This window comes from Bradyrhizobium sp. 190, assembly GCF_023073415.1.
In the GTDB taxonomy this organism is placed as follows: Bacteria; Pseudomonadota; Alphaproteobacteria; order Rhizobiales; family Xanthobacteraceae; genus Bradyrhizobium.
Map to the genome: position 1 here is coordinate 400,033 of NZ_JADPJL010000005.1, position 26,816 is coordinate 426,848.

General features: G+C 61.9%; 24 protein-coding genes and 3 pseudogenes. 7 read left to right on the forward strand and 20 right to left on the reverse strand.

What is annotated here, in order from left to right; translation table 11 throughout:
- Window positions 1–3: 3 nt before the first annotated feature.
- Window positions 4–309, reverse strand: a complete 306-nt coding sequence (locus IVB22_RS03150) for a hypothetical protein (protein ID WP_308200346.1) — start codon at window positions 307–309, stop codon at window positions 4–6.
- Window positions 310–500: 191 nt separating this feature from the next.
- Window positions 501–797: a hypothetical protein gene (locus IVB22_RS03155; RefSeq protein ID WP_247515844.1), complete on the reverse strand. Its 297-nt coding sequence runs from the start codon at window positions 795–797 to the stop codon at window positions 501–503.
- A 239-nt stretch (window positions 798–1,036) separates the two neighbouring features.
- On the opposite strand from IVB22_RS03155, the gene IVB22_RS03160 reads away from it, so the two are divergent.
- The gene (locus IVB22_RS03160; protein ID WP_247515845.1) at window positions 1,037–1,312 is read left to right on the forward strand and encodes a HigA family addiction module antitoxin; all 276 of its coding nucleotides are present in this window, start codon (window positions 1,037–1,039) and stop codon (window positions 1,310–1,312) included.
- 434 nt (window positions 1,313–1,746) lie between these two features.
- On the opposite strand, the gene rnk is transcribed toward IVB22_RS03160, so the two are convergent.
- The 3 genes and pseudogenes from rnk to IVB22_RS03175 all read right to left on the reverse strand — a co-directional run.
- Window positions 1,747–2,160, reverse strand: a complete 414-nt coding sequence (gene rnk, locus IVB22_RS03165) for a nucleoside diphosphate kinase regulator (RefSeq protein WP_247515846.1) — start codon at window positions 2,158–2,160, stop codon at window positions 1,747–1,749.
- Between the two features lie 16 nt (window positions 2,161–2,176).
- On the reverse strand, window positions 2,177–2,662 hold the full coding sequence (locus IVB22_RS41535) for a GreA/GreB family elongation factor (protein ID WP_247515847.1): 486 nt from the start codon (window positions 2,660–2,662) through the stop codon (window positions 2,177–2,179).
- Window positions 2,663–3,050: 388 nt separating this feature from the next.
- A pseudogene (locus IVB22_RS03175) lies at window positions 3,051–3,182 on the reverse strand (alcohol dehydrogenase); the annotation flags it as partial.
- A gap of 86 nt (window positions 3,183–3,268) precedes the next feature.
- Here IVB22_RS03175 and IVB22_RS03180 point away from each other — a divergent pair.
- On the forward strand, window positions 3,269–4,015 hold the full coding sequence (locus IVB22_RS03180; protein ID WP_247515848.1) for a GDSL-type esterase/lipase family protein: 747 nt from the start codon (window positions 3,269–3,271) through the stop codon (window positions 4,013–4,015).
- 57 nt (window positions 4,016–4,072) lie between these two features.
- Here the strand turns inward: IVB22_RS03180 and IVB22_RS03185 are convergent, their stop codons facing one another.
- Entirely contained in the window at window positions 4,073–4,297 is a 225-nt protein-coding gene (locus IVB22_RS03185) for a hypothetical protein (RefSeq protein WP_247515849.1), read from the reverse strand.
- Window positions 4,298–4,683: 386 nt separating this feature from the next.
- Here IVB22_RS03185 and IVB22_RS03190 point away from each other — a divergent pair, with 386 nt between their 5' ends.
- Window positions 4,684–5,058, forward strand: a complete 375-nt coding sequence (locus IVB22_RS03190; RefSeq protein WP_247515850.1) for a hypothetical protein — start codon at window positions 4,684–4,686, stop codon at window positions 5,056–5,058.
- Window positions 5,059–5,244: 186 nt separating this feature from the next.
- Here the strand turns inward: IVB22_RS03190 and IVB22_RS03195 are convergent, their stop codons facing one another.
- From IVB22_RS03195 to IVB22_RS03215, 5 genes and pseudogenes are all read right to left on the reverse strand, one after another.
- On the reverse strand, window positions 5,245–6,117 hold the full coding sequence (locus tag IVB22_RS03195) for a formate/nitrite transporter family protein (RefSeq protein ID WP_247515851.1): 873 nt from the start codon (window positions 6,115–6,117) through the stop codon (window positions 5,245–5,247).
- A 75-nt stretch (window positions 6,118–6,192) separates the two neighbouring features.
- On the reverse strand, window positions 6,193–7,791 hold the full coding sequence (locus IVB22_RS03200; protein WP_247515852.1) for an aspartate:alanine exchanger family transporter: 1,599 nt from the start codon (window positions 7,789–7,791) through the stop codon (window positions 6,193–6,195).
- A 26-nt stretch (window positions 7,792–7,817) separates the two neighbouring features.
- Complete coding sequence (gene pflA / locus IVB22_RS03205) at window positions 7,818–8,645, reverse strand: pyruvate formate-lyase-activating protein (protein WP_247515853.1); 828 nt, start codon at window positions 8,643–8,645, stop codon at window positions 7,818–7,820.
- 12 nt (window positions 8,646–8,657) lie between these two features.
- A pseudogene (gene pflB, locus IVB22_RS03210) lies at window positions 8,658–10,926 on the reverse strand (formate C-acetyltransferase).
- A gap of 272 nt (window positions 10,927–11,198) precedes the next feature.
- Window positions 11,199–11,456, reverse strand: a pseudogene (locus IVB22_RS03215) (zinc-binding dehydrogenase); the annotation flags it as partial.
- 71 nt (window positions 11,457–11,527) lie between these two features.
- Between IVB22_RS03215 and IVB22_RS03220 the strand changes: the two are divergent.
- The gene (locus tag IVB22_RS03220) at window positions 11,528–12,607 is read left to right on the forward strand and encodes a hypothetical protein (RefSeq protein WP_247515854.1); all 1,080 of its coding nucleotides are present in this window, start codon (window positions 11,528–11,530) and stop codon (window positions 12,605–12,607) included.
- 122 nt (window positions 12,608–12,729) lie between these two features.
- Here IVB22_RS03220 and IVB22_RS03225 read toward each other — a convergent pair whose 3' ends face one another.
- The 7 genes from IVB22_RS03225 to lptF all read right to left on the reverse strand — a co-directional run bounded on the left by IVB22_RS03225 (window position 12,730) and on the right by lptF (window position 21,515).
- Window positions 12,730–13,788: an alcohol dehydrogenase gene (locus IVB22_RS03225; RefSeq protein ID WP_247515855.1), complete on the reverse strand. Its 1,059-nt coding sequence runs from the start codon at window positions 13,786–13,788 to the stop codon at window positions 12,730–12,732.
- A 29-nt stretch (window positions 13,789–13,817) separates the two neighbouring features.
- Window positions 13,818–14,684 carry a 16S rRNA (adenine(1518)-N(6)/adenine(1519)-N(6))-dimethyltransferase RsmA gene (gene rsmA, locus IVB22_RS03230; RefSeq protein WP_247515856.1) on the reverse strand — a complete coding sequence of 289 codons (867 nt, stop codon included), beginning with the start codon at window positions 14,682–14,684 and terminating at the stop codon, window positions 13,818–13,820.
- Entirely contained in the window at window positions 14,681–15,715 is a 1,035-nt protein-coding gene (pdxA, locus tag IVB22_RS03235; RefSeq protein WP_247515857.1) for a 4-hydroxythreonine-4-phosphate dehydrogenase PdxA, read from the reverse strand. Before pdxA ends, rsmA begins: the two co-directional genes overlap by 4 nt.
- Before the next feature lie 13 nt (window positions 15,716–15,728).
- A complete protein-coding gene (locus IVB22_RS03240; RefSeq protein WP_247515968.1) occupies window positions 15,729–16,682 on the reverse strand; it encodes a SurA N-terminal domain-containing protein in 954 nt (317 codons plus the stop codon).
- A 74-nt stretch (window positions 16,683–16,756) separates the two neighbouring features.
- Window positions 16,757–19,153 (reverse strand): LPS-assembly protein LptD, encoded by a 2,397-nt coding sequence (locus tag IVB22_RS03245; protein ID WP_247515969.1) that lies wholly within the window; start codon window positions 19,151–19,153, stop codon window positions 16,757–16,759.
- 98 nt (window positions 19,154–19,251) lie between these two features.
- Window positions 19,252–20,349, reverse strand: coding sequence for an LPS export ABC transporter permease LptG (gene lptG, locus IVB22_RS03250; RefSeq protein WP_247515858.1), 1,098 nt, complete (start codon window positions 20,347–20,349; stop codon window positions 19,252–19,254).
- Entirely contained in the window at window positions 20,346–21,515 is a 1,170-nt protein-coding gene (lptF, locus tag IVB22_RS03255; protein ID WP_247515859.1) for an LPS export ABC transporter permease LptF, read from the reverse strand. The genes lptG and lptF overlap by 4 nt, the downstream gene beginning before the upstream one ends.
- 348 nt (window positions 21,516–21,863) lie before the next feature.
- Between lptF and IVB22_RS03260 the strand changes: the two genes are divergently transcribed.
- The 3 genes from IVB22_RS03260 (at window position 21,864) to IVB22_RS03270 (ending at window position 24,489) form a co-directional block, all read left to right on the forward strand.
- Window positions 21,864–23,366: a leucyl aminopeptidase gene (locus IVB22_RS03260; protein ID WP_247515860.1), complete on the forward strand. Its 1,503-nt coding sequence runs from the start codon at window positions 21,864–21,866 to the stop codon at window positions 23,364–23,366.
- Window positions 23,367–23,379: 13 nt separating this feature from the next.
- Complete coding sequence (locus IVB22_RS03265; protein WP_247515861.1) at window positions 23,380–23,832, forward strand: DNA polymerase III subunit chi; 453 nt, start codon at window positions 23,380–23,382, stop codon at window positions 23,830–23,832.
- 135 nt (window positions 23,833–23,967) lie between these two features.
- Window positions 23,968–24,489 (forward strand): hypothetical protein, encoded by a 522-nt coding sequence (locus tag IVB22_RS03270; RefSeq protein WP_247515862.1) that lies wholly within the window; start codon window positions 23,968–23,970, stop codon window positions 24,487–24,489.
- Between the two features lie 20 nt (window positions 24,490–24,509).
- Here the strand turns inward: IVB22_RS03270 and IVB22_RS03275 are convergent, their stop codons facing one another.
- Together IVB22_RS03275 and IVB22_RS03280 are read right to left on the reverse strand one after the other, a co-directional pair.
- Window positions 24,510–26,384 carry an ABC-F family ATP-binding cassette domain-containing protein gene (locus tag IVB22_RS03275; protein WP_247515863.1) on the reverse strand — a complete coding sequence of 625 codons (1,875 nt, stop codon included), beginning with the start codon at window positions 26,382–26,384 and terminating at the stop codon, window positions 24,510–24,512.
- Between the two features lie 108 nt (window positions 26,385–26,492).
- Window positions 26,493–26,666, reverse strand: a complete 174-nt coding sequence (locus IVB22_RS03280) for a hypothetical protein (protein ID WP_247515864.1) — start codon at window positions 26,664–26,666, stop codon at window positions 26,493–26,495.
- Between the last annotated feature and the right edge of the window lie 150 nt (window positions 26,667–26,816).

Sequence of the window (26,816 nt, forward strand, 5' to 3'; positions counted from 1 at the left end):
CCGTCAGGACAGGTTTCGAGGAGGGTGGTCGGGTGGAGGACGTTTGAGCCCGTCGGCGGGCATGTCGTCGAGAACCGAATGCGCCGTCCGGATCGCATGGCGCAGCGGTAGCGCCTCGGTCGGAGACCGGCCCGGCTGCGCCGTCTTGAGGGCGCAGATCGCCAGCAAAGGGCAATCCTGGCAATCCTTGCTATTCTGCTCGTCCGGGCAACACTGCATGTCCGCCGACATCGACGCCATGCCGACGGCCTCAGATGCTTTCAAGGACGTGGGCGTCACCAAGGGCGCAAAAACGAGGTTGGCGATCACGGATATCGCCAGAAATCGGGCAATCAGTCGGCGCAGAACCATTCCACACCCTGCCACGGCGGACAAAGGGATGGAAGTGGCGCCGCTTCACAAACCGCTCACGTTCGCGCGCTCTTACGCTGCATCAGTTCTTCAGCACAATCCGCCCGACGACTTTCCCGGCGCTTGCCGCCGAACCTATGGCTATGACGCTAATCGCAGCGACGCTCCTTGCGCGTCACCATACGGCCGTCGCCGCGTTCAACCGTTGTAGTCACTGTGCGGCAGCGCTGTCCTTGGCCGATGGTAACGCCACCCGGGCCGACGCCGACGGTCGTGTCGCGGTCGTAGCGGTTGCGGTCCCTATCATAGCGGTCGTCCCGGTCCCGTCCGACCTGAACATCGACGCCTTGGGCCATCTTAACGCCTTGGGCGTTGGCCGGAATGGCAAGCGGGGTGGTTGTCAGTGCCGCTGCGGCTGCCGCCAAGGTAAGAGCGATCTTCATCATGTGGGAGTCCTCCCTTGAGCTTGAACCGGTGTAACGGGCGCAAGCGCTAACCGTTCCACTGGCCGATCGGGGAGGTTTGGGCCGATCGAACGGTTCCATCCGCACCGATCATAGTTCGGCCTGGATATGCAGAAAGAGACGGAATTAAAGGCCGTGCCGAGCTGGGACCGCAAGGGGACCTGGAGCCTGTCACCAAGAACTGGCGGCTGACGTTTCGGATCGACCATCCCGGTGGGTTCGTGAAGAGCGAGACCGTCGAGGCGCTCGACCTCTCGGTGACCGACGCCGCCAAGGCGCTGGGTGTGACCCGTCCCGCGCTCTCGACGCTGCTCAAGGAGCGCGCGGTACTATCGTCTGAAATGGCGTTGCGCATCGAGAAGGCGTTCGGCGTATCCATGGATACGTTGATGCGCATGCAAAATAGCTACGACATTGCGCAGGCGCGTCGCCGTGCCGGGAAGATCAAGGTTGCGCGGTTTCGCAAGGTTGGCGATCCGGGCCCGGCGCTCGCGTGATCGGATGAGAATGATCCGCCTGCACGACAGATTTCGTAAAGTCTTGAATTACACATTACGGAATTCCGGTGACAGCCCGTAGGGCGGATTGGAGCCGAAGGCGTAATCCGCCGCTTGGTTGCAGCAAACTGTACTGCAACACGACACCGATGCCACAATGACTTCATGAACTTGCGCCTTGGTCGAAACGGCGGATTACGCCTTGCTGATCCGCCCTACGATCTGGGTCTCTAAGTGCACCAGAAACCGCCGTGGGGTTGGCGGTTGGGGGTGGCCCCAGCTCGATCATAGACCGAGAGGGGCCACGTTAGAGGTTGGACCTTCAAGCCTTGAAGAAGGTCGCAAGATAGAGCACGGCAGCCAAAACGACCGTGATACCGATGACCGTTAAGGCTGCCTGTTTAGTTGAAACGTCGCGCATATCGACGCCTCCTTCAGTTGGACACGCCTAGTATCGTCAAGCACCGCTTGTTGTGACCCGGCGTTTGAAACTCGATGGCTTGGCCAATCGACAGGCCGATCAACGCAGCTCCGACCGGCGTAAGAACCGAGACGCGCTTTAGCGTTATGTCCGCTTCGTGCGGATACACCAACACCACGTCCCGGACTTCACCGGTCTTGTCATCGCAGTACCGGACCTGCGAGCCCATGCGGACCACGCCGCGCAGATCGGAATTGTCCGCCACCACGCTTGCACGCTCCATCTCCTGTGAAAGGAAATGGGCCACGCGCGGGAAGAGCATCGCGCTCGAACTGGCCAGGGCGTTTAGACGCCTAGCCTCATCCTCCATCACCGTGATGGGCGGCAATGCGATTTCAGGCTTGCTCTTGCGATCAGTCTTTCTCATTACCTTCTCTCCTTTCCTAGGCGGCTGTGGGTTCCGGATCATCGTCATCAAAGAGCTCTTTGCCCTTGACCAGCGGATTGCAAAACAGAGCCCTGACAACATCATTCGGATCACCTCGACTGACGCGTTCGATCCTGACGACGTTGGTGCGCCCAGCGGTGAAGAAGGGGATTTCGCTTCCGACCTTCAGCCCCACCAACGCTGCGCCCAACGGTGACATCACGGGGATTTGGGTTCGCCCGGACGTGTAGTCTTCGGGGTACACCAGTTGCCTCGTCTCGCGAGGGAAGTCCCAGGTGATCCAGAACGTCACCCACGAACCCATGGTGACAATGCTGTCCAATCTGGCTGCGCGATCAGGGACGATTTCCGCACGGTTGATCTCACTCAACAGAAAACGTGCGTCCACGTCGCCGTGATCTGCGCCCACCTGCGCGATCCGTTCCAAGCGGCGATGGTCAGACGCCGGAAGAGTGACGTCCGGGATAGAGGGGTTGTTCACGACATGCCTCCTTGTTTGGGCTTTCCTCGCGGGAGAGCCACACACCAAATCTGTTTGATGAAGGAAGGGGGTATCCGGACGGCACCAACTACCGTCCGCCTAAACTCCTGCTTGGAGGAGTCCGGCGTGCAAGCAACGCCGCGCGATGCGCGGATCGATGTCGAGAACGTTTATCATGTCGTGACGACCATAGGACCTTCCGCCGTGCCATGTATCGCGACCAAAGAGCGCACATCCCACATCGCAGATCGCTGCATTTTGGAGATTTCGCTTGCGAGAACCCGGGGGCCATTTGCCAGGTTGACGGTTGTCTGCACACATCTATCTGGAGTCGGGCAGCCGGGCGCGACTCGTCTTCAGCACTTCGCAATGAGGCGAGCGAACCGCCTCAGTTCTTCAGAACGATCCGCCCGACGACTTTCCCGGCCCGCAACTCATCAATCCATTTCTGAACATCCGCCATCGGCTCTTCCTTCATCGGCGTCGGCTTGATCTTGCCGGCGCGGGCGAGCGCCATCATCCGCGGCCGCAGGCTAGGCGATCTCGCCGTGGCGCGTTATTCTTGTTCCACCCCACGTTGTCTCGGCTGCAACAAACTGGTGACCCATGGACAGCGATCCCTCACAGATTCCGGTTGAGCCAATTCCATTCGAACACGGCCTGATCCACTTTGCGGAGAGCCTCAGAGGACGAGCCAAGATCGTCGCTATCGGCTCGTCGTCGACGGTAGGCCACGGCAATATCAAGCCTTATCCGGAGCGGCTGCTGTCGTTTCTTCAGGCCCAATATCCGAATGCCAAGATCACCATGGTCAACCAGGGAATCGGCGGCCAGGAAGCGCCGATCGAGTTTCAGCGGTTCGATACCGACGTCATCGCCGAGAAGCCCGATCTGGTGATCTGGCAGGTCGGAACGAATGCGATCTGGCAAAGGCCGGACCTGAAGCCTCCACCTCCTTCCTTCGACGAGACCACCAGCGCCATCCACGATGGCCTCATCAAACTGCGCAACCAGACGCAGGCCGACGTCATCCTGATGGACCTCCAATATGTGCCGGCCGTGCTGACCCCGGCAAAGAAGGACAAGGCGATCGCGATGGTCGAGGCGATCAGCGAACTGGCGCGGGACGCCGGCGTCAATGTGTTCCGCCGCTTCGCATTCATGAAGGGCTTGAAAGAAGTCGAACAGGTCTCGTTCGACCGGATGGTTGACCCGACGGATGAGCACAGGCTGCACGACGGCGACTGGACCACGCATCGTGTCGCGTGGGCGATGAGGCTCGCGATCGTCGGCGGCGTCGAGAAGGCACGGTTATCGGTAGCCGTGCCTACGCGACCATCACCGGCAAGTTAAGCGCACTGTCACCGCAATTCGCAATATCGCGCGCTCATCGTGCACGATGGGACGAGTTCATCCGCGGCCGACAAGATCGACCGGAGTACGGTAGAACTCGTTACTGTCTTCGTCGGTAACGCGCACGGCACATCCTGTCGAACACAGCTCGGGACGAACGATGCAAAGCTCGCTCGCGAGGCTATCGGCTTTATCGATCGCGTAATCTGTGTTTTCGAGGATCATGCCGCCCTGGTTTTTGAAGTCCGTGCCGACGACGAGATCAAAATTGAAGTATGGCATTCGAGCCCCCTGCCAAATTCCAACTGCATGGAATCTAACCTGAGTCTGGTTGGTTCCTTCATTACAACTCTGCTTGCGACATCTGATTGCGGTCGCCTGTTGCGTTTCGGTATCGCGACCACACCATCGAGTGCACATTGACGATGCACCTGCGCCATCGCTGTGGTTGCAGAAGCCTGTCTGCGAAAATCGTTCTCGATTCGAAAAACGCACAGCGCCTTAAAGCGATGGTCAGCGTTCCGTGGAATTACGGTGACGCCTCACGTTCCATCTCACGCAGAGGTGTTGGAACTGCAGGGAACAGGGGGAACAAGCTGCTTTCGACAGCGCTTGTCCGTCGTCCGCTTGCTCGGGCGAATCTTCATACAAGCGATGGAGTAATCCTGATGAGACGATTGTCGCTGGCCCTGGGCCTCTTGGCTGCGTGCGCCGCCACTGGCGCCTCGGCCGAAACGGTCAACCTGACCGGCACCTACCGGTGCATCCAAATGTGCCGGAGCGGCATGCTCGGCGCGCCCACCTTCGTCACGCAGAACGGCGACTCCGTGAACCTCACGACGGAAACGGGTGAGTCCTACCGGGCCTGGCCCGACTGGAGCGCGCCCTACAGCCGAATCTGGATCGATGCGCGCGACGAGGGCGCTGTCTATTCGCCCGATGGCATGCGCATTCAGTTCGATGATGGCCGCGTCTGGCAGCGCGACATCGGCCCGCCGCCGCGCGTGGCGTTCCGCCGCGCGCCCGTGGTCTACAGCAGGTAGTTTCAAGGTGGGCACGGCGCTTCGCGCCGTGCCCACCTCTCAGGCCATTTCGACGAAAGCAACTCGACGGGAAGCTATCGGAATCAAAAGGACGGAGCGGACCGAACGCAGCGTCATTGCAATGACGCGAGCGCACCGCCTCACGTACCACCGACAATTCTCATCTCAGTTGGTGTGAGCAACGCTCTATCGCTTCTCCCAAACCGACCCGGCGCCGAACGCGGCCCGGTAGATCGTCCAATACACGGCGCCGACCAGGACGGAGCCGCCCACGATATTGCCAAGGGTGACCGGAACGAGGTTGTGGACGATTCCGGATAACGTGATCGCGGAGGCGTCGAAACCGTTGGGAATCTTGCCCGTGATGGTCAACAGCCAGGCCAGCGGCAGGAAATACATGTTGGCGACGCAGTGCTCGAAGCCGGCGGCGATGAAAGCCGAGACCGGCAATATCAGCGCGACGATCTTGTCGGTGACCGACCGCCCGGCATAGGCAAGCCAAACCGCCAGGCAGACAAGCACGTTGCACAGGATGCCTTTGACAAAGAGCGTCAAGACATCAGGCTGAATCTTTGCGACGGCGGTGTTCAATATCGACAAGCCGATCCGGCCGCCGTTCATGTCGAGGTGATGGGAAAGAAAAACCAGGACGGCAAGGCCGAGCGCACCCACCAAATTGCCGAGGTAGACGATGAGCCAATTGAGCAGCATCTCTCTGGTCGTGACTTTCCGGCTTGCCCACGCCATCACGATCAGGTTGTTGCCCGTAAACAGCTCGGCGCCTCCGACGAGCACCAGCGCGAGGCCGAGCGAAAACACCAGGCCGCCGAGCACGCGGACCGTAGCGAAGCTCAGCTCCGGGTCGCTGGCGACGATGGTGTAGTAGAGCGCCCCAAGCCCGATGCTGCCGCCCGCCACGACCGCAAGCATGAACGACGCGAGATACGGCAATCTCGCCTTCTTGACCCCGACTTTCTCAACGGCTTCCTTGATCTCGGCGGGACTGTAGGCATTCGAATTGAACACGGGCGGTTGCGGCGCGGGTGCTCGGTCGTCCATCCTGCATCTCCTCCGTAACCTGCCTCGGCTATCCACGTCGGCTGCCGCACGACAGCGGAAAGCCGCAGCCGCCGGCTAACCGGCGCTTCCGACGGCCAGGAGACCGACGATCTGCGCGGCAATGACCTTCACCAGCGTCATCGAAGGAAAGATCATGGCATACCCGATGTCGGGTCGCTCTGTCGGAGCCATCTTCGCGGAGTAGACGAGAATGGCCGGATTTCCCGTTGCGCCGGACGCGACGCCGACGAGGTCGTCGTATGGAATCTTCATCAGATAGTGGCCGACGAGCAGGACGATCGCCACGGTCGTCAATAGAACTGCGACGCCGATGAACAGCATCGTGAACCCGGATTCTGCGACGGTACGGACGAAAGGCTGCCTGGCATTGACGCCGACGGTGGCGAGGAACATGGCGAGACCGAAATTTCGCAGCACGATGTTGGCCGGCAACGGCATGGTCCAAAGCATCGGACCGGTACGACGCAGCTTGCCGAGGATGAGCGCGACGATCAGCGGGTCGCCGCCGATGCCGAGCGTCACGATGCCCACACCGGGAATCGGGATTGGAATGAGACCGAGAAGGACGCCCATAACCATGCCGAGCCCAAGCGAGACGTAGCTGAATTCCGCGGTGGCCTTGACCGTGTCGCCGAAGTGACGCCGGATCTCCTCTTTCCGCTCCGGAGGCGCCAGCACGCCGACCCGATCGCCGAATTCCAGCATCAGGTCGGGGGCAGGGACGAGGTCGGCGTCATAGCGACGAACGTGCAGCAGATGGGTCGGATAGCCGGCGGGCATCGGAAGGCGGGCAAGCGGGATGCCCACCGCGCTGGCCTTGCCGACGAAGACCCTGATATAGTCGAGGTCCGCGCGGTCGCTGGCCAACCGGCCCGGTGAGAGCATTCCGAGCTTGGCCGCGGCGGTTGCAATCGCCTCGTTGTCTTCGGCGACGACCAGGACGGCGTCTCCGTTCTCCAGAATCGTATCGTCGGTCGCGACAATATTGTGCCCGCCCTTGCGAACCATCGTTACCTGCAAGCCGCGCGGCGCTTTCGCCATCAAGTCGCCCAGACGCCGACCGGCGAAGCGTTCGCCAACCGAAATCTCTCCCATGTGGAAGCGCTGGGTCTTTGCGGGAAATTTTGGCTTTACGATCCGGGTCATGAAATAGATGCACAGGATGGGGCCGATGACCCCGAACGGGTAGGCGATGGAATAGCCGATCGAGGGATCCTTGTTCTTCATCACGTCGAGGGCGGCCTGGAGGGTCGCGGTACTCGTCATCGATCCGGCGTAGAGGCCCAGCGTATGCCCGATCTTGATGCCGAAGATGTGCCCCAAGAGCAGTGCGACAGCCAAGCCCGCCAGACAGCCGACGAGCGCGAGGAGGTTGTACTTCTGCCCTGCGCCGACCATTCCCTCGAAAAATTGGCGACCATAAAGGATGCCGATTCCGTAAAGGAACATGATCAGGCCCGTCAGGCCGATCGGCCCGATGATCTGAGCTTTCGGTGCGAATGCGCCGAGGGCGAGACCGACAAAAAGAACTGCGCCGACGCCAAGCGAGAAGCCGAAGATGTTGATCTGACCAACCAGGTAACCCACGCCTATCGCCAGGAAGGCCGTCAGGATGGGTTGGCTTCCGATGAGGTCGCGAGCAAGGTCCAGCATGGTTGATCTCCCCCAATGTCCGCCGATCAGCGCGCCTGACAGCCCGCGGCTCGGAACTGCTCAATAACCCTGTTCACCAACTCCCGGCTCGCGGGCTGCGTATCGAAGTGCTTGTAGTCAAGGCCCATCGCCTTCCACTTGAATTCTCCCATCTGGTGGAACGGCTGCACCTCCACCCACTCCACGTTCTTCATGGGCGCGACAAACCGGGCAATGCCGTCGACATTCGCCGGATCGTCGGTCGCGCCGGGAACAAGCGTGAACCGGACCCAGACCGGCTTTGATATCGAAGCAAGGCGCTCCGCAAACCGCAGCGTGGGCGCGAGGTCCCGGCCGGTCACCCGGCGATAGGTAGCGGGATCCGAACTCTTAATATCCAGCAGGACGTGGTCGATCACCGACAAATAGGAATCGTCGGCACGATCTCCGAGAAATCCGGAAGTCTCGATTGCCGTGTGCAGGCCCATGTCCTTGGCGCCGGCGAATATCCTTCGGGTGAATGCGAGCTGCACCATGGGCTCACCGCCCGATATCGTCAGGCCTCCACCCAGGGTGCGGATTGTCGGTGCGAACGCACCGAGGCGGCGCAGCACATGATCGACCGACACGTAGGTGCCGTCCTTGAGATGCCAGGTGTCCGGGTTATGGCAATACGTACAGCGCAGCAGGCATCCAGAGGTGAAGATGACGATTCGAAGGCCCGGCCCGTCATAGCGCGACGAGGTTTCATAGGAATGGCAATATCCGAATGAGCCCGCCTCGTCCTTGAAGTTGTCTTCGTCAGGGGCGTCGGGCGAAATCCCCACCCGGATGTCATAACGGCTTCCGGGTTCAAGCGGCTGCACCGTGGACATGGCAGCACCTCATCAGATTTGGCCGTGGAACGTGCGGCTGATCACGTCTCTTTGCTGCTCCGGCGTCAGGCGAACGAAGTTTACGGCATAGCCAGACACGCGGATCGTGAGTTGAGGATACTTGTCCGGATTTTTCATCGCGTCCTCGAGCGTCTCCTTCTCGATGACGTTCAGGTTCATATGAAAGCCGCCTCGCTCGAAGTAGGCGTCAAAAGCCTTGACCGCCTCGTCGACAATCTGGGCTTCGGACAGATGCGCCTTCTGCGGAGCGATGGAGACGGTGTAGCTGATGCCGTCTTGCGCGTCCTTGTAGGGAAGCTTTGCGACCGATAGGCAGGATGCGAGCCAGCCATGACTATCCCGGCCGTGCATCGGGTTTGCTCCCGGCCCGAACGGCTCGCCTTTCCGGCGTCCGTCCGGGGTATTTCCGGTGGCCTTGCCGTACACGACGTTGGAAGTGATGGTGAGGACGCTCTGCGTGTGTGTCGCGTTTCGATAGGTCGGGTGCTTGCGTATCTTCTCCATGAAGCTGGTGACGATGCTCGATGCGATCTGGTCGACGCGATCGTCGTTGTTGCCGAACTGGGGCGTGGATTTGTTACCTTCGTTTTGAAAGTCGACGATCAATCCTGTCGGGTCGCGCGTGACACGCATTTTCCCGTACTTGATCGCGCTCAGACTGTCGGCGACCACCGAAAGCCCGGCGATCCCGAATGCCATCGTTCGCAAGATGTCGCGATCGTGAAGCGCCATTTCCAGGCGTTCGTAGAAGTACTTGTCGTGCATGTAGTGGATACAGTTCATGGCATGCACGTAGGTCTTAGCCAGCCATTCCATGGTGGCATCGAACTTGTCCATGACATCGTCGTAGTCGAGGAAATCGCCGGACGCCGGCAATGTCGGCGGAGCAACCTGATCGCCCGTTACCTCGTCACGGCCGCCATTGATCGCATAGAGCAGTGCCTTTGCGAGGTTGACGCGGGCGCCGAAGAACTGCATCTGCTTGCCGAGACGCATCGCCGAGACGCAGCAGGCGATACCGTAGTCATCACCCCAGAACGGCCGCATCAGGTCGTCGTTTTCGTATTGCAGCGAGGATGTGTCGCGGCTGACCTTGACGCAATAGCGCTTGAAGGTGTTCGGCATATGGTTCGACCAGAGAACCGTGATGTTCGGTTCGGGGGCGGGGCCGAGATTGGAAAGCGTGTGGAGCATCCGATAGCTGCTCTTGGTCACCAGAGCGCGACCATCGAGATCCATTCCGCCGACGCATTCGGTGGCCCAGTAGGGATCGCCGCTGAACAGCGCATCAGTCGGGCGTACGGAGGAAGCGAACGATGCGCAGCTTCTGCACCAGTTGGTCCCAAAGCTCTTGCGCCCGCGCCTCGTCCAGGATCCCGGCCTTGAGGTCGCGCTCGATGTAAATGTCCAGGAAGGTGGAGATGCGCCCGATCGACATCGCGGCGCCGTTGGCTTCCTTGATGGCGCCGAGATAGGCGAAGTACGTCCACTGGAACGCTTCCTGGGCATTCGAAGCGGGTTTCGATATGTCGAGACCGTAGAGTTTTGCCATCGAGGAGAGGTCCTTGAGAGCGCGCATCTGCTCCGACAATTCCTCGCGCAGCCGGATGATCTCGTCGGTCGGCCACATATCGTCGATCTGCGCCCGTTCTTCACGCTTGGATTCAAGCAGCCGATCGACCCCATAAAGAGCTACCCGGCGGTAGTCGCCAATGATACGACCGCGCCCGTAAGCATCCGGTAGGCCGGTGATGATCCCCGACTTTCGGCAACTCATGATCTCGGGCGTATACGCGTCGAACACGCCGTCATTGTGTGATTTTCTGTATTTCGTGAAAGCTTCGTGCACGAGCGGATCGGGTTCGAATCCCGCGGCCTTGATGCCTGACTCGACCATCCGCAGTCCCCCGTAGGGGAAAATTGCCCGCTTGAACGGCTGGTCCGTCTGAAGGCCTACAATGACTTCGTTTTCGCGATCGATATAGCCGGCCTTGTGGGCGAGCAACGTCGACGGGGTTTGAACATCAACCGCGAGCACTCCCTTCTTTCGCTCGTCGGCGAAGTACGGCTGTAGTTTTGCCCAAACGGCCTTTGTGCGCTGCGATGGTCCCGCAAGAAAGTCCTCGTTCCCAGGGTAAGGCTTGACGTTCCGGACGATGAAATCCCGAACGCTGATGGAAGTGGTCCAATCGCCGGGTCGAAAACCCTTCCAACAATCGCCCGAATCTGCGTCTTGCCTAAGCGCTGCGCTTCCCTTCATGGTCCGTCTCCGAGCGGTGGTATCAGGATTTGTCCCGCCCCACCTCCACGATCCGGAGCTGCGGCGAGTGAGCACCCGCTACCGTCGCGACGCCAGCTTCACGACCTTTGATGTATGTCAATGGAGCCCGAATAAACCGGGTCACCACGCATCGTTCGATCCTAACGGGCGATCCGCGCGGCGTGGCTTGCCTCTCTCACTTTGCGTCCAAAGGCGACGTATCAAATGTCGGATAGGCGCCAAGCCAAGCGAGCTTTCCTGCCGTCACGGCGGCCGGGAATGCTCATGCGCTTGTAGACCCATTGCAGCATCGGCAGGCCGAAATTGCCGCCCATCAGGCTGGAGACCACGATTTTGCCGCCGCGTCCCATCGTCACAACGGCGAACGCCATCGATTTCTCGTTGCCAGCAAAATCAACAACGCCGTCGAAGCCGCCCTCGGTCTCCTTGAGGATGCGCCTGATGATTTCTGGTTCGGCCGGGCCGTAGGCGACGGCCGCGCCGTTCTATAGCGCGGTTTCGCGTGCGGCAAGGCTGCCGCGGATTACTACTTTTCCGCCACGATTCGAGGCCGGCCATCTTCATCTCAGATCGCTGCATCTTGAAGATTTCGCCTGCGAGAACCCGGGACCCATTTGTCGGGTTGACTGTTGTCTGCACACATCTATCTGAAGTCGGGCAGCCGGGCGGGCCTCGTCTTCAGCACTTAGGCAGGAAAATCAGGCCACAGATGCTGCGATGGAACGGACGGAGTTTCGTTTCTTTGCGTTTTACAGGGAAAGGATACCAACACTTGTCGTCTTCGATATTCTCGCATCTCCCTTTCGGTAGCGCCGAAATCAGCCTGCGAAAGAAATTTCGGCTGTTTTTTACGGTTGGGGTCATCGTCCTGCTGCTCGGCGGCATCAAGGCAATCGTTCACTATGTCGAATTCGAATTTCTCGATCTCAACGGGCTGGTGACAAGTGGCATCGGTGGCGCCATCTTCATCATCGGCTTCCTGCTGTCGAGCATTCTCAAGGACTATAAGGAGGCCGAACAAATTCCGACGGCACTGCGCACCGCGATCGAGGCGATCGACGGAGATCTGGAATGCTTCGCGCGGGACAATGAGCGTTTCAATCTTGGGGAAGCGCGACTGATCCTGCTGGGTGTCATTGCAAAGCTGCGCGAAGGTCTCGGCCGTGCCTACGACCACAAGAACATTTCCCCCGTGCTTGACGAACTGGCCAAGCTGACGCCGATCCTCGGCAGCCTGGAGGGCATGGGCATGGCTGCGAATTTCGTCGTGCGCCTCCGCAACAGCCAGGACGGGATCCGAAGGGCGCTGCTTCGCATCTACACCATACAGCGCGTCGAGTTCGTGCCGTCGGTGCATGTCCTGGTGCAGACGCTGGTGGTTTCGATCATCCTGCTGTTGCTTCTGCTGAAGACGGAGGGGGACCCGGCGGCGGCCCTGCTGTTCGGGTTCATTACCTACATGTTCGTCTACGTCCTGTATCTGATTCGGCTCCTCGAACAGCCATTCGCCAAGGGACACGGCTCCGTCGACGACGTCAGCTTTTTCCTGCTTGACGAACTCGAAGGGCAATTGCGCCGCTCGCTGGACCCCGCCAGCGGACGGCCACGACCTCAGGGCGATAGAGAGGGTATGGGTAATGCACTTAGTTTTCAGTCATGAGTACACGCCTTGGCGGATACCTCTCGCGACAAACGCGGAACGCGTCTGCGTGGATCATGCTCAAGCCAAAGGGATGGCGCAGAACGAATGCGCCGTCATCGCAATGAGGCGAGCGAACCGCCTCAGTTCTTCAGAACGATGCGTCCAATGACTTTCCCGGCGCGCAACTCGTCGATCCATTTCTGGACGTCGGCCATCGGCTCTTCCTTCATCGGCGTCGGCTTGATCTTGCCGGCGCGGGCGAGCGCCATCAGCTCTTTCGCCTCGGCGAGGGTGCCGACCATGAAGCCCTCGATGGTCATGCGCTTGTAGACCCATTGCACCATCGGCAGGCTGAAATTGCCGCCCATCAGGCCGGAGACCACGACCTTGCCGCCGCGTGCAACGGTGGCAACAGCGAACGCCATCGATTTCTCATTGCCGGCAAAATCGACGACGCCGTCGAATCCGCCTTCGGTTTCTTTCAGGATGCGCCTGATGATTTCGGGCTCGGACGGATCGTAGGCGGCCGCTGCGCCGTTCTTCAGCGCGGTCTCGCGGGCGGCGGGGCTGAGATCGGCGACCGTGATGTTCTGCTTGAACATCGCCTGCGCGAACGAAAGCCCCATCATGCCGACGCCGCCGAGCCCGATCAGCAGCAGGTTGCGCTGCCGCGGACGGTCGACCAGCCGCTTCAGCGCGCCATAGGCTGTTACCCCCGAGCACATCAGCGTCGCCGCCTGGTTGACCGGCAGCGGATCGTAATCCAGCAGATACTTGGCGTCGGGCACCAGCACGTGGGTGGCAAAGCCGCCGTCGATCGATACGCCGAGGAAGCGCTGCTTGACGCAGAGGTTCTCGTCGCCATTGGCGCAGTCGCGGCACTGGCCGCAGCCGATCCAGGGGAATACCGCCTGCTTCTTTCCGATCAGCTCCTTCGGGGCATCGGGACCGACTTCATCGACGACGCCGGCGATCTCGTGGCCGAGCGTGAACGGCAGCGTCATGCCGCGCGTGGTGTCGAGCCGCTTGCCGCCACCCAGATCAGCATAGCCGTCCTGGATGTGCAGGTCGGAATGGCAGAGACCACAGCGCTCGATGCGGACGAGGACTTCGCGGCCCTGCGGCTTCGGCGTGTCGACAATGGTTTCGCACAACGGCGCATCGAACTTGACCAGCGACTGGCGACGCATCAGCGCCATGGCAATATCTCCCTTGAGCCCAAGTTTCTTCAGGACGTTTGAGTTTTTGTGTTTCGTATATCGGTCAATTCGCGGGCCATGGCAACAAAGCCGGAAACCGGGATTGTCTCAGCTCTCCGGGTGGCGTCGACGCCGGCGGCCGCGGCCAGCCTGGCCGGATCGACCGACAGCGATTTGAGGCTCTGCCGCAGCATTTTCCGGCGCTGGCCGAAGGCCGCGGCTGCCACCTGTTCGAGGGCGCGGCGATCGCACGTTTCAGGGGCGTTGCGCGGCACCAGCCGCACCACCGAGGAGGTGACCTTGGGCTGCGGCACGAAGGCGGCCGGCGAAATGTCGAACAGGATTTTCGTTTCAGTGCGCCAGTTGGCGAGCACCGCGAGCCGGCCATAGGCCTCGTCATTCTCTCTTGCGACGATGCGCTCGGCGACCTCGCGCTGAAACATCAGCACCATCATGTCGTACCAGGGCGGCCATGGCTCGATCGAAAGCCAGTCCACCAGAAGCGCGGTCGCGATGTTGTAGGGCAGGTTGGCAACGATCTTTGCCGGCTCGTCGCCGAGCATTGGGCGCGGATCGAAGCGCTGCGCGTCGGCGTGCACGATCTCGAGCTGCCCGGGATATCGCTTGGCGATATAGTCGAGCGGGGCCAGCGCGCGCTCGTCGCGTTCGACGGCGATGACGCGCTTGGCGCCCAGCGCCAGCAGCGCGCGCGTCAGGCCGCCGGGGCCGGGGCCGACCTCGATGATCGTGGCGCCTTCGAGGGGACCTGCGGCGCGCGCGATCCGCGCGGTGAGGTTGAGGTCGAGCAGGAAGTTCTGGCCGAGGGATTTTCGTGCAGAAAGCGAGTGTTCGCGAATGACGTCGCGCAGGGGCGGCAGATCGTCGATCGCGCTCATGAAGGTTTGGTCGTCGCCATCCGCGCGGCGAGCCGCAAGGCTGCTGCGAGACTCGACGGGTTGGCCTTGCCGGTGCCGGCAATGTCGAAGGCCGTGCCGTGATCCGGCGAGGTGCGGATGAACGGCAAACCCAGCGTGACGTTGACGGCGTCCTCGAACGCGATCGTCTTGATCGGGATCAGCGCCTGGTCGTGATACATGCAGATGGCGCAGTCGTAGGTCTTGCGGGCCGCGGCGTGGAACATGGTGTCCGCCGGCAAGGGGCCCCTGGCGTCGATGCCCTCAGTGCGTAGCGCTTCGACGGCAGGTGCCACGATGTCGATGTCTTCGCTGCCGAGCGAGCCGTCTTCGCCGGCATGCGGATTGAGGCCCGATATCGCAAGCCGCGGTCGGGCCAGGGCGAAATGCGCCTTCAGATCCGCGACCGCGATCCGGGCCGTCGTCACGATCAGCTCGATCGATAGCTGGGTCAGCGCCTCGCGCAGCGAAAGGTGGATGGTGACGGGAACGACGGCGAGCGCCGGCGACCACAGCATCATCACCGGCTGCGGCGCGCGGCCGCTTTTCGCGGCAAGCTCGGCGAGAAATTCGGTGTGGCCGGGATGGCGGAATCCGGCGCGGTACAGCACGCTCTTGGCGATCGGGTTGGTGACGACGGCGCCGGCCCTTCCAGCCCTGACATGGTCGACAGCGTGGCGAATGGAGGCCAGCGCAGCGTTCGCGCTGGTCTGATCGGGCTGTCCGGGCCGTGCGGTGGCGATTTCTCCCGTCGCCACCACGGGCAAGGCTTTCGCAAATGCCGCGCTCGCTTCCTCAGGCACGGCATCGGCGAGTTCGACCTGCAATCCCAGGATTTTCGCCCGGTCGGCGAAGAACGCGCGATCTCCGAGCAGATAGAACGGCGGAAGATCCAGCTCACCGCGGCGCAGCCAGGCTGCGAGGGCGATGTCGGGGCCGATGCCCGCGGGCTCGCCGGATGTCAGCGCGAGAGCATTGGTTTTCGGAGCCTCGGTCTTCGGAGATTTGGCCATCAGAGCTTGGCCATCAACGACATTCGATCATCGCGGCTTTGCGCAGGTCGTTCAGATAGGCCTTCGACTTCGTCTCGTACTTCTGGGCGTACATCTTTTCCCGGATTTCCCGCTTCTTCGGCGTGTCGACCTTGGTCGGCTTCCTGTCGCACAACGCCACCATCTCGACGCCCTGTTTGGTGATCTCGGGCGGCGTCAAACGGCCGATTGGCGTCTTGTCCAGGAGCTCACGAAGCGGGCCGGGAATGTCGGCCGAGGTCTTGGTGATCGTCTCGCGGATCGCAGCGTTCTGCATCGACTTGAAGTAGGAGTTGGCCTGCTCGCAGGTCTGGACGCGCTCGCGCAAGGATTCCGCTTCCTTGCGCCGTTGGTCGACCGCGGCTTGTGCCGAGCCGCGCGGCACGATCAGGACGATCGGTTGCAGCTTGTATTCGAACGCCTCGGTCTGGGTCGCTTCGCCGCTTTGCTCGGCGGCGGCCGCAACGTCTTTCTCGCCGACTTGCAGGCTCTCCTTGAAGCGGCCGCGCACCAGACTGCCCCAGACCATCTCGGCCTTGAGGCGGGCCTTCAGCGTTTCCGGCCGGACACCCTGGCTCTCCAGGGTCTTGGTGAGCTGCTCGGGCGACAGTCGCATCCGCTGACTCATTCCCGAATAGGCCTGATCGACATCGCTGGCGGAAGGATCGACGCCAAATCGCTTGGCTTCCTTTATCTTCACCTTATCGTTGGTCAGCTCGTCGAGCACTTCCTGTCGAGGCTGCTGTTTGCGCGTGGTCAGGAAGTTGAGCTTGGTGCGCTGCTCGATATCGAGACTGGTGATGGGTTCGCCGTTGACCATGCAGGCAATGGACTGCGCCGGCAGCGGTGAAACGCCGCCGGCCAGCACGGCCAGCGCGATGGCGCAGCCGGCGGCAAGGGACCAAACATTGGACCAACGTCGGCGAGGAAGGAGCTTGATGGTGGTCATGGTCATGTCAGCCGTATCAACCAATTCGCATCGCGTTGCGCTGGGTACTTTCCGGCAAGGTCGGGGGCCTCACGCTACTGAACGCCGCTGGGGCCGGCCGACGAGGACGAATTCGCGATGGTCCGCAGGCCGATCTGCAACATGAACGCGTGGCTGAGCACCGGCGGCGTCGTCCCGGCTGAGTAGCTGTAGGACGTGACGTAATTGGCCGCCAGCACGAAGCAGTCATCCACATAGCCGGCGCCAACGATGTACTGGTTCAGCTTGTTGGCTTCAAGATCCCACCGCGCCGAGCCCGACACGACCCAGTTCGACGCCACCTTGATCGAGGCGCTGCCGAGCAGGCCTTCGCGCCGGGTCAGATAGCCGAGTTCCGGCTGCGCGGCATAATTGCCGTAAATCATGCTCACCGACCAGCGGTCGAACGCGGCGCGTCCTTCGGCCTCGAAGCGGTTGATATTCTGCGTCGCTTCGTCCATGCGCGAGCGCACGCTGAACGTATAGGTCCGGTTCGGCGAGTAGTTGATGCGGGCGACGTAGTCGGAACGGGGGGTCTGCAGGCCGGAATCGAGCCCGGTATTGGTCACGTCGTGCACGGCGTACGAATTCAGTCCGAACAACTGGTAGGATTGTCCGAACAGCACGTTGACGCTGCCGCCGCGATCGAACTGCGTGGTCGCCTGCACGCCGACATTGGCGCGTCCGCCGCCCTCGACGCGGTCGTAGCCCGAGAACTTATCGACCGCAAACAGGTTGCTGGCGTCGAACACCATGCTCTGGGCGTCTTCGTTGGGCAGCTTGCCGGCGTAGGTTTCGTTGGGACGGGCGATGACCTGCGCGATCGGCTCGATCGTGGTGGTGCCCCAGGGCTGAACATTGATGAAGGGGTAGCGATATTCGAGGCCGACCGCCGGCATCAGGCGAACTGCCTGGGTGTCGCCCACGGGCAGGAAGTTCGAAACGCCGGGCTGGTTCGAGATCGAGGCGTCGATGGCGTCGGCGCGCATAATCGCAAACGGCGTCCAGATCTGGCCCATGGGGTCAGTGAACGACTTCCGCCACTGCGCTTCAGCCGTCAGCCGCGTATAGGTGCCGGGGATGCCGCGCAACAGGCACTGCGAGGGAATCCGCGCCAGCGGATCGGCCGTCGCGTTCAGGCACAGTCCATTGGTGTTTGCCAGCGTCGTGATCGGGTCGAAGGCCGCGGTCGTGCGCGACAGGCTGGTGAAATTCGTCTTGTAGCTGACCTCGCCGCCGAGGACCGGGTGGTTGATGACGTTGTTGTAGTCGATCACCGGGTGAATCACCGGCACCTTGTCCTGGCTGCCGGAGAAGGACAGGTAATAGATCGTGCGCGCGTCGAAGTAGCTGCGGCTGCCGACGCCGGTCAGATAAAGCTGCGAGATCGCTTCCGTTGGCAGGCTCAGGAACGAGCCCAGCGGGTCCTTGTACTGGGCCAGCCGGTAGTCCGAGAAGAAGTAGTAGTCCGACAGCAGAACGCCGTCCCAGCCCCAAACCCATTTGTCGTTGATCGCGAACTGGCCCTTGGTGTCGACGCCGCCGCGGAACTGGCGGTCGCCGGGCTGACCGGCGTAGGCGCCCTGGTCGAGCTGATCGATGCCGTAGGCGCGGATCTGGTAGGAGCCGTTGATGAGGCGCTGGCGGAATTCGCCCTGCAGCAGCACGCCCTGCCGGGTGGTGAAGCGCGGGTTGAAGGTCGCGTCATAGTCCGGCGCGATCGCCCAGTAAAACGGGGTTTCCACGCCGTAGCCGTAGCCGGTGACCGTCGTGTAGGACGGCATCAGGAAGCCGGTCTTGCGCTTGACGGTCGGATCGGGCGTCGAAAAATACGGCAGATACGCCATCGGCACGCCGAAGAACTCGAGCTGCGCGTTTTCGAAGTACAGCATCTTGTCGGTCTGGTCGTGGATGATGCGCGCACCCTTGACCTGCCACAGTGGTGGCTTCTTCGGATTGTCCTTGCAGGGCGCGCAGGCGGTATACACGCCGTTCTCGAACACGGTGTAATTGCCGGCGGAGCGGTCGGCGCGCGTCGCCGCCATCCGCGTGTCATCAGCGGTATCGACGCGGAGCGAATCGACGAAACCGTCACGGTAGTCGTCGCTCAGGTCCATGATGTTGGCGTAGGTGACTTTGCCTTCCGCGTCGGTCAGGCGGATGTTGCCTTCCGCATGCAGCCGCTTGGTCTTCTGGTCATAGATGACCTTGTCGGCCTCCACGCTGGTGCCGTTGTAGAACATCTGCACGTTGCCGACCGCCGACACGCGCTGGTTGTTGTAATCGTAGTCCACCTCGACCGCTTGCACGAGCATCCTGCCGTCGTTGTTGGCAGGCCGTGGCGGCGGCTTGGGCGGCCGCGGATTGTAGGTGAAGCTTTGCGCCGAGGCCGGCACCGTCAGGGCAAGCTCGATCGCGCCCGCGAAAACGAATCCGGCGAGCAGGGCAAACATTGGTACGCCAACGGCAGCCAAGCGGGCTCGATAGCGGCGCACGGTAGTGCGCCGCCTGAACGCAGGCGACCTCAACTGGCGGGCGGCGACAACGGCCACTACCCGTCCTCCTGGTACAGCAAGGCTAAGAAGCCGGTGAGGCCACCCACACAGACGGGCAACCACGCCGCAGCGATGGGATGCATCAACTCAGCCTTGCTCAAATCCTCAGTAACTTTCGATAGAACGTAGAGCAGAAAGCCTGCGCCCACGCCACTCAAAACCATCTTTTGCACGCCGCCCATCCGGAAGAAGCGAAGGCTGACGGAAGCCGCCAACATCACCATTGCAGCCAGCAAAAATGGCTGTGCGATGAGCTTATGGTACTGCAGACGGTAGCCGGCGGTCGCAAATCCCGAGCTTTCGGAAGAGCGGATATAGCCGGGAAGTTGCCAAAAAGACACGGTTTCGGGGGTGGAGAAACTGTTGCGAACCTGGGCCGGGGTGAGGGTGGTTGAGAGGTAATAGTTCTCCTGATCAACCGGAGGTTTATCCAGGGAGTATCTGCGTACCGATTTGAAGGCCCAGCGGCCTTCCTCGAGGGCAGCTTCGCGGGCTTCGATTCGCTCCTTGAACTGGAGATCGGTATCGAACCGGAACACGGTCAGTCCCGTCAGCCGGACACCCTGCTGCTCGCTGCGCGCCGCATTGATGATCGACTGGCCGTCGCTGTTGATCTGGTTGAGCCAGAAACCGGACGCATCCTGGATGCCGCCGCCGGGCGCCGAGCCGAACAATTCGGCCTCCATCCGCTTGGAGAGTTCGCGCAGGTTCGCCGACATCGGGTTGTAGGCAACGGTCGCCACGATGCCGAGGATGATCGAACTTGCCAACGCAGGCGAGATGAACTGCCAGGCGGATACGCCGGCCGCACGTGCGACCACCAGTTCGAGCCGCCGCGACAGCGCGAGATAGCAGGTCATCGCGCCGATCAGGACGCAGAACGGCATCAGCTTTTCAAGCAGTTGCGGCACCCGGTAAAGCGACGTCTGAGCCACCGTGATCGCGGATGCCGATACCAGCCCGGAGGTCTTGCGGACCATTTCGATGTAGTCGACCAGCACCAGCAGCACGAAAATGCTCGCAAACACGCCCACCGCCGCGACCAGGAAGCGGCCGGCAAAGTATCGCCCGAGCGTGTTGGTCATCATGCTCATGCTGTGGCCGGCCGTCCAAAGAGCCGCGCAAGCCGCGCATTCGATCGGTTGATGGCCTCCATCAGCGCAGCCGGCGGCTCCACCACGACGCCGCCGATGATCATCCACAGCCCGCCGCCGATCGCTGTGAACAGCATCAGGTACTGGACGAGGGCCATACCCGGCGTCTTCACCGTCATCACCGAGCAGGCGAATCCCGCCATGCGCAGGCCGAACACCGCCAGGATGGATCCGCCGATCGAAAAATTGCGGCTCTGGCGCGTGGTGCGCGGCGTGCCGAGGAAGGCAAAGGTCAGGACGGCGAACGCGAAGGGATAGACCGGCGCCAGGAAGCGGTCATGCAGCTCGGCGCGAAACTGCCCGGACAATTGCTTGAAAACCGGATCGTCCTCGGAGGGCGAAACCAGCTCCCAGAGATAGCGTTCGCGAATTCCCAGCGCGACGTCGCGGCCGCGATTGGAGAATTTCGACATGTCGAAGGCATAGCGGGCGAAAGCCACCAGCGCCGGATCGCGCTTGCCGGCCTCGAAACGTTCGAGATTGCCGTCCTCCAGCACCAGATAGGAGCCGTTCTCGTTCTTCAGCACCGTGCCATGGTCGGCAATGATGGTGACGCGCTCCTTGGGATCGCGGCGGTCGTCGACGAAGATGCCGGCGAGCACGCCGCCCGGCTGCCGCTCCCGGATGCGAATCGTCAGGTTCTGGTCGAGCTGGGCGAAACGTCCGGGTTGCAGGATGTTGGTCAGCACATCGGCGGTGATTTCGGCGTCCCATTGCTTGATCCGGCGCAGGCCGTCGGGAGCGAGATAGGCAGCGATGAAGGTGACCAGGAACGCCACCACACAAGTGGCGAAGAAAAATGGGCGGAACAGCCGGAATGGGGAAAAGCCGGCGGCGTTCATCACGATGATTTCGGAGTCGGTAGCGAGCTTGTTCAGCGTGTGCGAGATCGCGATCATCAGCGCGATCGGCGCGATGACCAGCACCAGCGCCGGAATCACCAGGCTGGTGATGCCGAGAAAGGTGATGATGGTCTGGCCCTGGCTCGTCATCAGGTCGATGCCGCGCAACGCCTGCGTAATCCAGATCACGCCGGTGAGGCTGACCAGGACCAGCGCAAACGACGCGAGCGTCGTGCGGAAAATGTACCTGTCGATCGACCCCATCGTTACCCGTACGGTCCCACCCTTACACGCCCCAAGAGCGGCTTCCGACCAACCCCTGTTTGAGGGTCCCCTTTGGTCGGGCCGCCAACCGCCAGCCGTCTACTCTCTCTACCATCCCTTTGATCCGTCAACAAAATGGCCGGGCCGTGGCGTCCCCTCGATACGGTTAATAATTCACTTCATGTGGCCTTCCGGCCACTGCGGCGCTTGGCAGTGCCCTGGCTTGCGGGCCATAGTGCCGAAAACATCAGGTCCTGAGCGATTTGGGCCGTTACCGAAGAGAAACATTCCATCGTACGGGCCGAATTCCGGACCCGTAAGCAGCCCTGAATTCTGGAGGATTTACCTATGTCCGACGCCGTCAAGGTCGGCTTTGTCGCCTTTTCCGCCGCGCCCCGTGGCGTTCTCGTGGTGTTTTGCGATGACGCATTGAAGTTCGGCGAGGCGACGCGGAAGGCGCTGGGGAAGGCGGCCGATACCGTCAAGCGGGCAGCGGCCGCCAACCAGTTCAAGGGCAAGAGCGGATCGACGCTCGATATCCCGGCGCCGGACGGAATCAAGGCGGAGCGCCTGATCGTGGTCGGTGCCGGCAAGGCGTCCGACATCAAGGAGAAGGATTTTCTAAAGTTCGGTGGGGTAACGGCGGGCAAGCTCAACGCCGCCAGCGAATCGGTCACCGTGATCGCCGAAATGCCTGAGGGGGCGATGCAGGGCGATGCCGCCGCCGCCATCGCGTCGGGTATCCGGCTGCGCGCGTATAAATTCGACCGTTACAAGACCAAGAAGAAAGACGGCGAGAACGGCGTGCTTCGCGCCGACGTTTCGATTGCGGTTGCGGATGTCGCCGCCGCGCGAAAGGCCTTTGCGCCGGCATCCCATGTCGTGGACGGCGTGGTGATCGCGCGCGAACTCGTCAACGAGCCGCCGAACGTGCTGTACCCCGTGGAGTTCGCGCGCCGCGCGAGCCAGCTCAAGAAGCTCGGCGTCGAGGTCGAGGTGCTCGACGTCAAGGCGATGAAAAAACTCGGCATGGGCGCCTTGCTCGGTGTCGCGCAGGGCTCGACGCAGCCCGGCCGCACCGTGATCATGCGCTGGAACGGCGGCAAAAAGGGCGATCAGCCGGTGGCCTTCGTCGGCAAGGGCGTTTGCTTCGATACCGGCGGTATTTCCATCAAGGGCGCCGCCAGCATGGAAGACATGAAAGGCGACATGGGCGGTGCGGCCTGCGTGGTCGGCCTGATGCATGCGCTGGCTGCCCGTAAAGCAAAGGTCAACGCGGTCGGCGCCATCGGCCTGGTCGAGAACATGCCTGACGGCAACGCCCAGCGCCCCGGCGACATCGTCACCTCGATGTCGGGGCAGACCATCGAGATCATCAACACCGATGCCGAAGGCCGGCTCGTGCTCGCCGATGTGCTCTGGTACGTGGCCAAGAAGTTCGAGCCCAAATTCATGGTCGATCTTGCGACGCTCACCGGCGCGATCATGGTCGCGCTCGGAACCGAATATGCAGGCATGTTCTCCAACAACGACGAACTGGCGGAACGGCTGAGCAAGATCGGAACAGAAACCGGCGAACGCGTCTGGCGCATGCCGCTTGGTCCCGAATACGACAAGCAGATCGATTCACAGTTTGCCGACATGAAGAATACCGGCGGGCGCCACGGCGGTTCGATCACCGCCGCGCAGTTCCTGCAGCGTTTCGTCGACGAAACGCCGTGGGCGCATCTCGACGTCGCGGGAACCGCAATGGGCGCGCCGAAAACCGACATCAACCACAGTTGGGGGTCCGGCTACGGCGTTCGCCTGCTGGACCGGCTGGTCGCGGAATATTACGAAGCCACGAAGTAACCTGGGCAGCCGGATGACGGAAATCCTGTTCTATCATTTGCAGGGCATGTCGCTCGAAAGCGTATTGCCGCCGCTCCTGGAAAAATCGCTCGAGCGCGGCTGGCGCGTGGTCGTGCAATCGACTTCGCCGGAGCGCACAGAGGCGCTCGATGCGCATTTGTGGACTTACAGCGACGATTCGTTCCTGCCGCACGCCACGTGGCGCGCCGGCGATGCGCAGGACCAGCCCATCATTCTCTCGATCGAGGAGGGTAACCCGAATCGGGCCAATGTCAGGTTCCTGATCGACAACGCGGCGTTGCCGGCCGATTGCGACAACTACGAACGGGTGGTGTTGGTCTTCAACGGCGACGATGACGACGCGCTGACCGCGGCGCGCGGGGCCTGGGCCGATTGCAAGGCGCGGGGATTCGAGCTGACTTACTGGCAGGCCGATGAGCGGGGCCGGTGGCAGCGGCGGCAATAGCGAATCTATAGGAATTAATGATAATCTGCGGATTCTACGCCGGACCTTGCTGGCAGTCATGGTCGTGCCGCAAAGTGATGGTCGGACAATTGGTTACAGTTTGGGGCGGAGCCTGGGTCTAGCGTGCGACGCGGAATGATCGATCGAAAGCCATTGCTGACGTTGTTGCTGCTCGGGCCCATGCTTGCGGGTTGCTCGGGTGCGTCCGACCTCCTGTCGAAGGATGCGGACTGGTTCTCGCGTACCGGCCGCACTTTCATCCGAAACGTGTCGATTGAAACGCCGCCGCTCACCCCGACCAAGGCGGTCACGCCGGATGAACTCGTCAGTACCGACGGTGGCTGTCCCGGAATGGCTGCACCGGGCGCCGATGCCAACGCGCTGGCAAACGGTGCTGCAGGCAGTCCGCCTCCCTCGACGACCGGGACGGTGGCGCTCGGTCATACCGAATGCGACGTCGTGCGCGGCATTGGTGCGCCCGACAATGTCAGCCTCTCCAACAATCCGCGTGGCGATCGTGTGGCGGTCGTCAGCTATTCGCGTGGCCAGCGGGCCGGCCTCTACACCTTCACCGCGGGCCGCCTGACGTCGATCGAGCGTGCACCGGAGGCGGCGCCGGCAAGGGGCGCAAAGCCGAAGAAGAAGCCGGCCGCGTAGTTAGCGGGTATCGAGCGGTTTTATCCCGCCGCTTCGTCAAATTCCGAACTGGCCTCCAGCCAAACTTCCTCCGCCCGCCGCAGCGCGCTTTCGGCACCGGCGCGCGCCTTGCCGAGCTGGGCGGCCTGCTTGGGATCGCGTGTGAACAGATCCGGCAAGGCAAGTGCGGTGTCGATCTTGGCGATGATGCCGTTGATGCGCTCGATCTCGGCTTCCGCCTCGGCGATCCGCTGCTTCAGCGGCGATCGCCTTTCGTTTTTGCCGCGCTCGGGCTTTACGCTTTCCCTGACACGCTCGCTGCTGCGCTCGCGCGAACCGCTGCGCGGGTCGCCGATCGACAGCACCATGCGCCTGTATTCGTCGAGGTCGCCGTCGTAAGTCGTCACCGTCTGATTGGCGACGACCCACAATTGATCGGCGCAAGCCTCGATCAAATAGCGGTCATGCGAGACCATGATGACGGCGCCGGGAAAATCGTTGATCGCTTCGGCCAGCACCGCACGGCTGTCGATGTCCAGATGGTTGGTCGGCTCGTCGAGGATAATCATGTTCGGGCCGAAGAATGTGGCGAGCCCGAGCAGCAGCCGGGCCTTCTCGCCGCCCGACAGGCTCTTGACCAGGGTATCGCCGGCCTTTCCGGAAAACCCGATCGCGCCGGTGCGGCCGCGCACCTTGGTTTCCGGCGCATCGGGCATCAGCCTGCGGACGTGATCGTAGGGCGAGCCGTCGAGGTTAAGCTCGTCGACCTGATGCTGCGCGAAATAGCCGACCGAGAGTTTTTCCGCCCGTGTGATCCGGCCGGAGAAAGGCTGCAGCTTGTTGGCCAACAGCTTGACCAGCGTCGACTTGCCGTTGCCGTTGGAGCCGAGCAGGGCGATGCGGTCTTCGGTGTCGATACGCAGCGTGACGCGATTGAGCACTGGCTTTTTCGGATCGTAGCCGACCGAGACGTCATCGACCGCGATGATCGGCGGCGACAGCATTTTCTCCGGCGTCGGAAACGAAATTTCGCGCACGTCCTGGGTTACCAGCGCGGTGACCGGCTTCATCCGCTCCAGCATTTTCACGCGGGATTGCGCCTGACGCGCCTTGGAAGCCTTGGCCTTGAAGCGATCGACGAAGGCCTGCAGCCGCTTGCGCTCGTCAGCCTGGCGCTTGGCGTGCTTGGCGTCCAGCATCTCGCGCGTGGCGCGCTGTTCCTCGAACGAGGAATAGGTCCCCTTGTAGAGCGTCAGCTTGCCGCGATCGAGGTGCAGGATCTGGTCAACCGAGGTGTCGAGCAGGTCGCGGTCGTGGCTGATGACGATGACGGTGCGCGGATAGTTGGCCAGATGGTCTTCCAGCCACAGCGTGCCTTCGAGGTCGAGATAGTTGGTGGGCTCGTCGAGCAGCAGCAGATCCGGCGCAGAGAACAGCGTCGCCGCCAGCGCCACCCGCATGCGCCAGCCGCCGGAGAATTCCGAGCACGGCCGGGCCTGATCGGCGGTGGAAAATCCGAGACCGCTTAAAATCGCCGCCGCGCGCGCCGGCGCGGAATGCGCATCGATGTCGACCAGCCGGGTCTGGATCTCGGCGATCCGGTGCGGATCGTCAGCGGTTTCGGCTTCACTGAGCAGCGCGTCGCGCTCCAGGTCGGCCTTTAGCACGACGTTGACGAGGCTCTCGGGGCCATCGGGCGCTTCCTGCGCCAGGCTGCCGATGCGCCAGCGCGGTGGCAGCGTGATGCTGCCGGACTCAATCGGCAGGTCGCCGCGAATCGCATGAAACAGCGTCGACTTGCCGACGCCGTTGCGGCCAACGAAGCCGACGCGCGCGCCGGGCACGATCTGCACCGTGCTGCTGTCGATCAAAAGCCGTCCGGCGATGCGGACCGAAATATCCGTTATTGAGAGCATGCGGCGTTGTCACCGGAGCGCCCGGCAAACGCAACCCCAAACGCAACCCATTATTGGTAAAATCTATCGGTATATCGACAAGATCTATCAGCCGACATCCGGTGGCGCTCAATGCAACTCGTCGTCGCGGCGGCGCAGCTCATCGACGAGCTCGCGCAAACGTGGCGACAGGTCGGCCTCGGGGCGCAGGCTTTGCTGTAGCCGTTCGCCGATGGCGTCGCAGATCGACACACATGTCTTGTGATCGATTTGTTCGAAATCATTGTTGATTCGGGTATCCATGGCGGTCTCTACGAGTTCCACCTCGCAGCAGTCGCAAGGCTTTGATTATTATCGATGGGTCAAGTCACAGCGGCGAAATTGGTTTCCGTGCATGGCGACATGCGTTCGCCTGCAAGTAGTCGACGCACGTCGGGCAATCCGGTTCCACAG

Coding starts and splice junctions, on each gene's coding strand:
- IVB22_RS03200 (WP_247515852.1), bottom strand. CDS start 7,791: ATGCTGGACCTTGCTCGCGACCTCATCGGAAGCCAACCCATCCTGACG.
- IVB22_RS03270 (WP_247515862.1), top strand. CDS start 23,968: ATGATCGATCGAAAGCCATTGCTGACGTTGTTGCTGCTCGGGCCCATG.
- IVB22_RS03225 (WP_247515855.1), bottom strand. CDS start 13,788: ATGGCGCTGATGCGTCGCCAGTCGCTGGTCAAGTTCGATGCGCCGTTG.
- IVB22_RS03185 (WP_247515849.1), bottom strand. CDS start 4,297: ATGCCATACTTCAATTTTGATCTCGTCGTCGGCACGGACTTCAAAAAC.
- rsmA (WP_247515856.1), bottom strand. CDS start 14,684: ATGAGCGCGATCGACGATCTGCCGCCCCTGCGCGACGTCATTCGCGAA.
- lptF (WP_247515859.1), bottom strand. CDS start 21,515: ATGGGGTCGATCGACAGGTACATTTTCCGCACGACGCTCGCGTCGTTT.
- pdxA (WP_247515857.1), bottom strand. CDS start 15,715: ATGGCCAAATCTCCGAAGACCGAGGCTCCGAAAACCAATGCTCTCGCG.
- rnk (WP_247515846.1), bottom strand. CDS start 2,160: ATGAGAAAGACTGATCGCAAGAGCAAGCCTGAAATCGCATTGCCGCCC.
- IVB22_RS03155 (WP_247515844.1), bottom strand. CDS start 797: ATGATGAAGATCGCTCTTACCTTGGCGGCAGCCGCAGCGGCACTGACA.
- IVB22_RS03190 (WP_247515850.1), top strand. CDS start 4,684: ATGAGACGATTGTCGCTGGCCCTGGGCCTCTTGGCTGCGTGCGCCGCC.
- IVB22_RS03245 (WP_247515969.1), bottom strand. CDS start 19,153: ATGTTTGCCCTGCTCGCCGGATTCGTTTTCGCGGGCGCGATCGAGCTT.
- IVB22_RS03180 (WP_247515848.1), top strand. CDS start 3,269: ATGGACAGCGATCCCTCACAGATTCCGGTTGAGCCAATTCCATTCGAA.
- IVB22_RS03195 (WP_247515851.1), bottom strand. CDS start 6,117: ATGGACGACCGAGCACCCGCGCCGCAACCGCCCGTGTTCAATTCGAAT.
- IVB22_RS03275 (WP_247515863.1), bottom strand. CDS start 26,384: ATGCTCTCAATAACGGATATTTCGGTCCGCATCGCCGGACGGCTTTTG.
- pflA (WP_247515853.1), bottom strand. CDS start 8,645: ATGTCCACGGTGCAGCCGCTTGAACCCGGAAGCCGTTATGACATCCGG.
- IVB22_RS03260 (WP_247515860.1), top strand. CDS start 21,864: ATGTCCGACGCCGTCAAGGTCGGCTTTGTCGCCTTTTCCGCCGCGCCC.
- lptG (WP_247515858.1), bottom strand. CDS start 20,349: ATGAGCATGATGACCAACACGCTCGGGCGATACTTTGCCGGCCGCTTC.
- IVB22_RS03265 (WP_247515861.1), top strand. CDS start 23,380: ATGACGGAAATCCTGTTCTATCATTTGCAGGGCATGTCGCTCGAAAGC.
- IVB22_RS03240 (WP_247515968.1), bottom strand. CDS start 16,682: ATGACCACCATCAAGCTCCTTCCTCGCCGACGTTGGTCCAATGTTTGG.
- IVB22_RS03280 (WP_247515864.1), bottom strand. CDS start 26,666: ATGGATACCCGAATCAACAATGATTTCGAACAAATCGATCACAAGACA.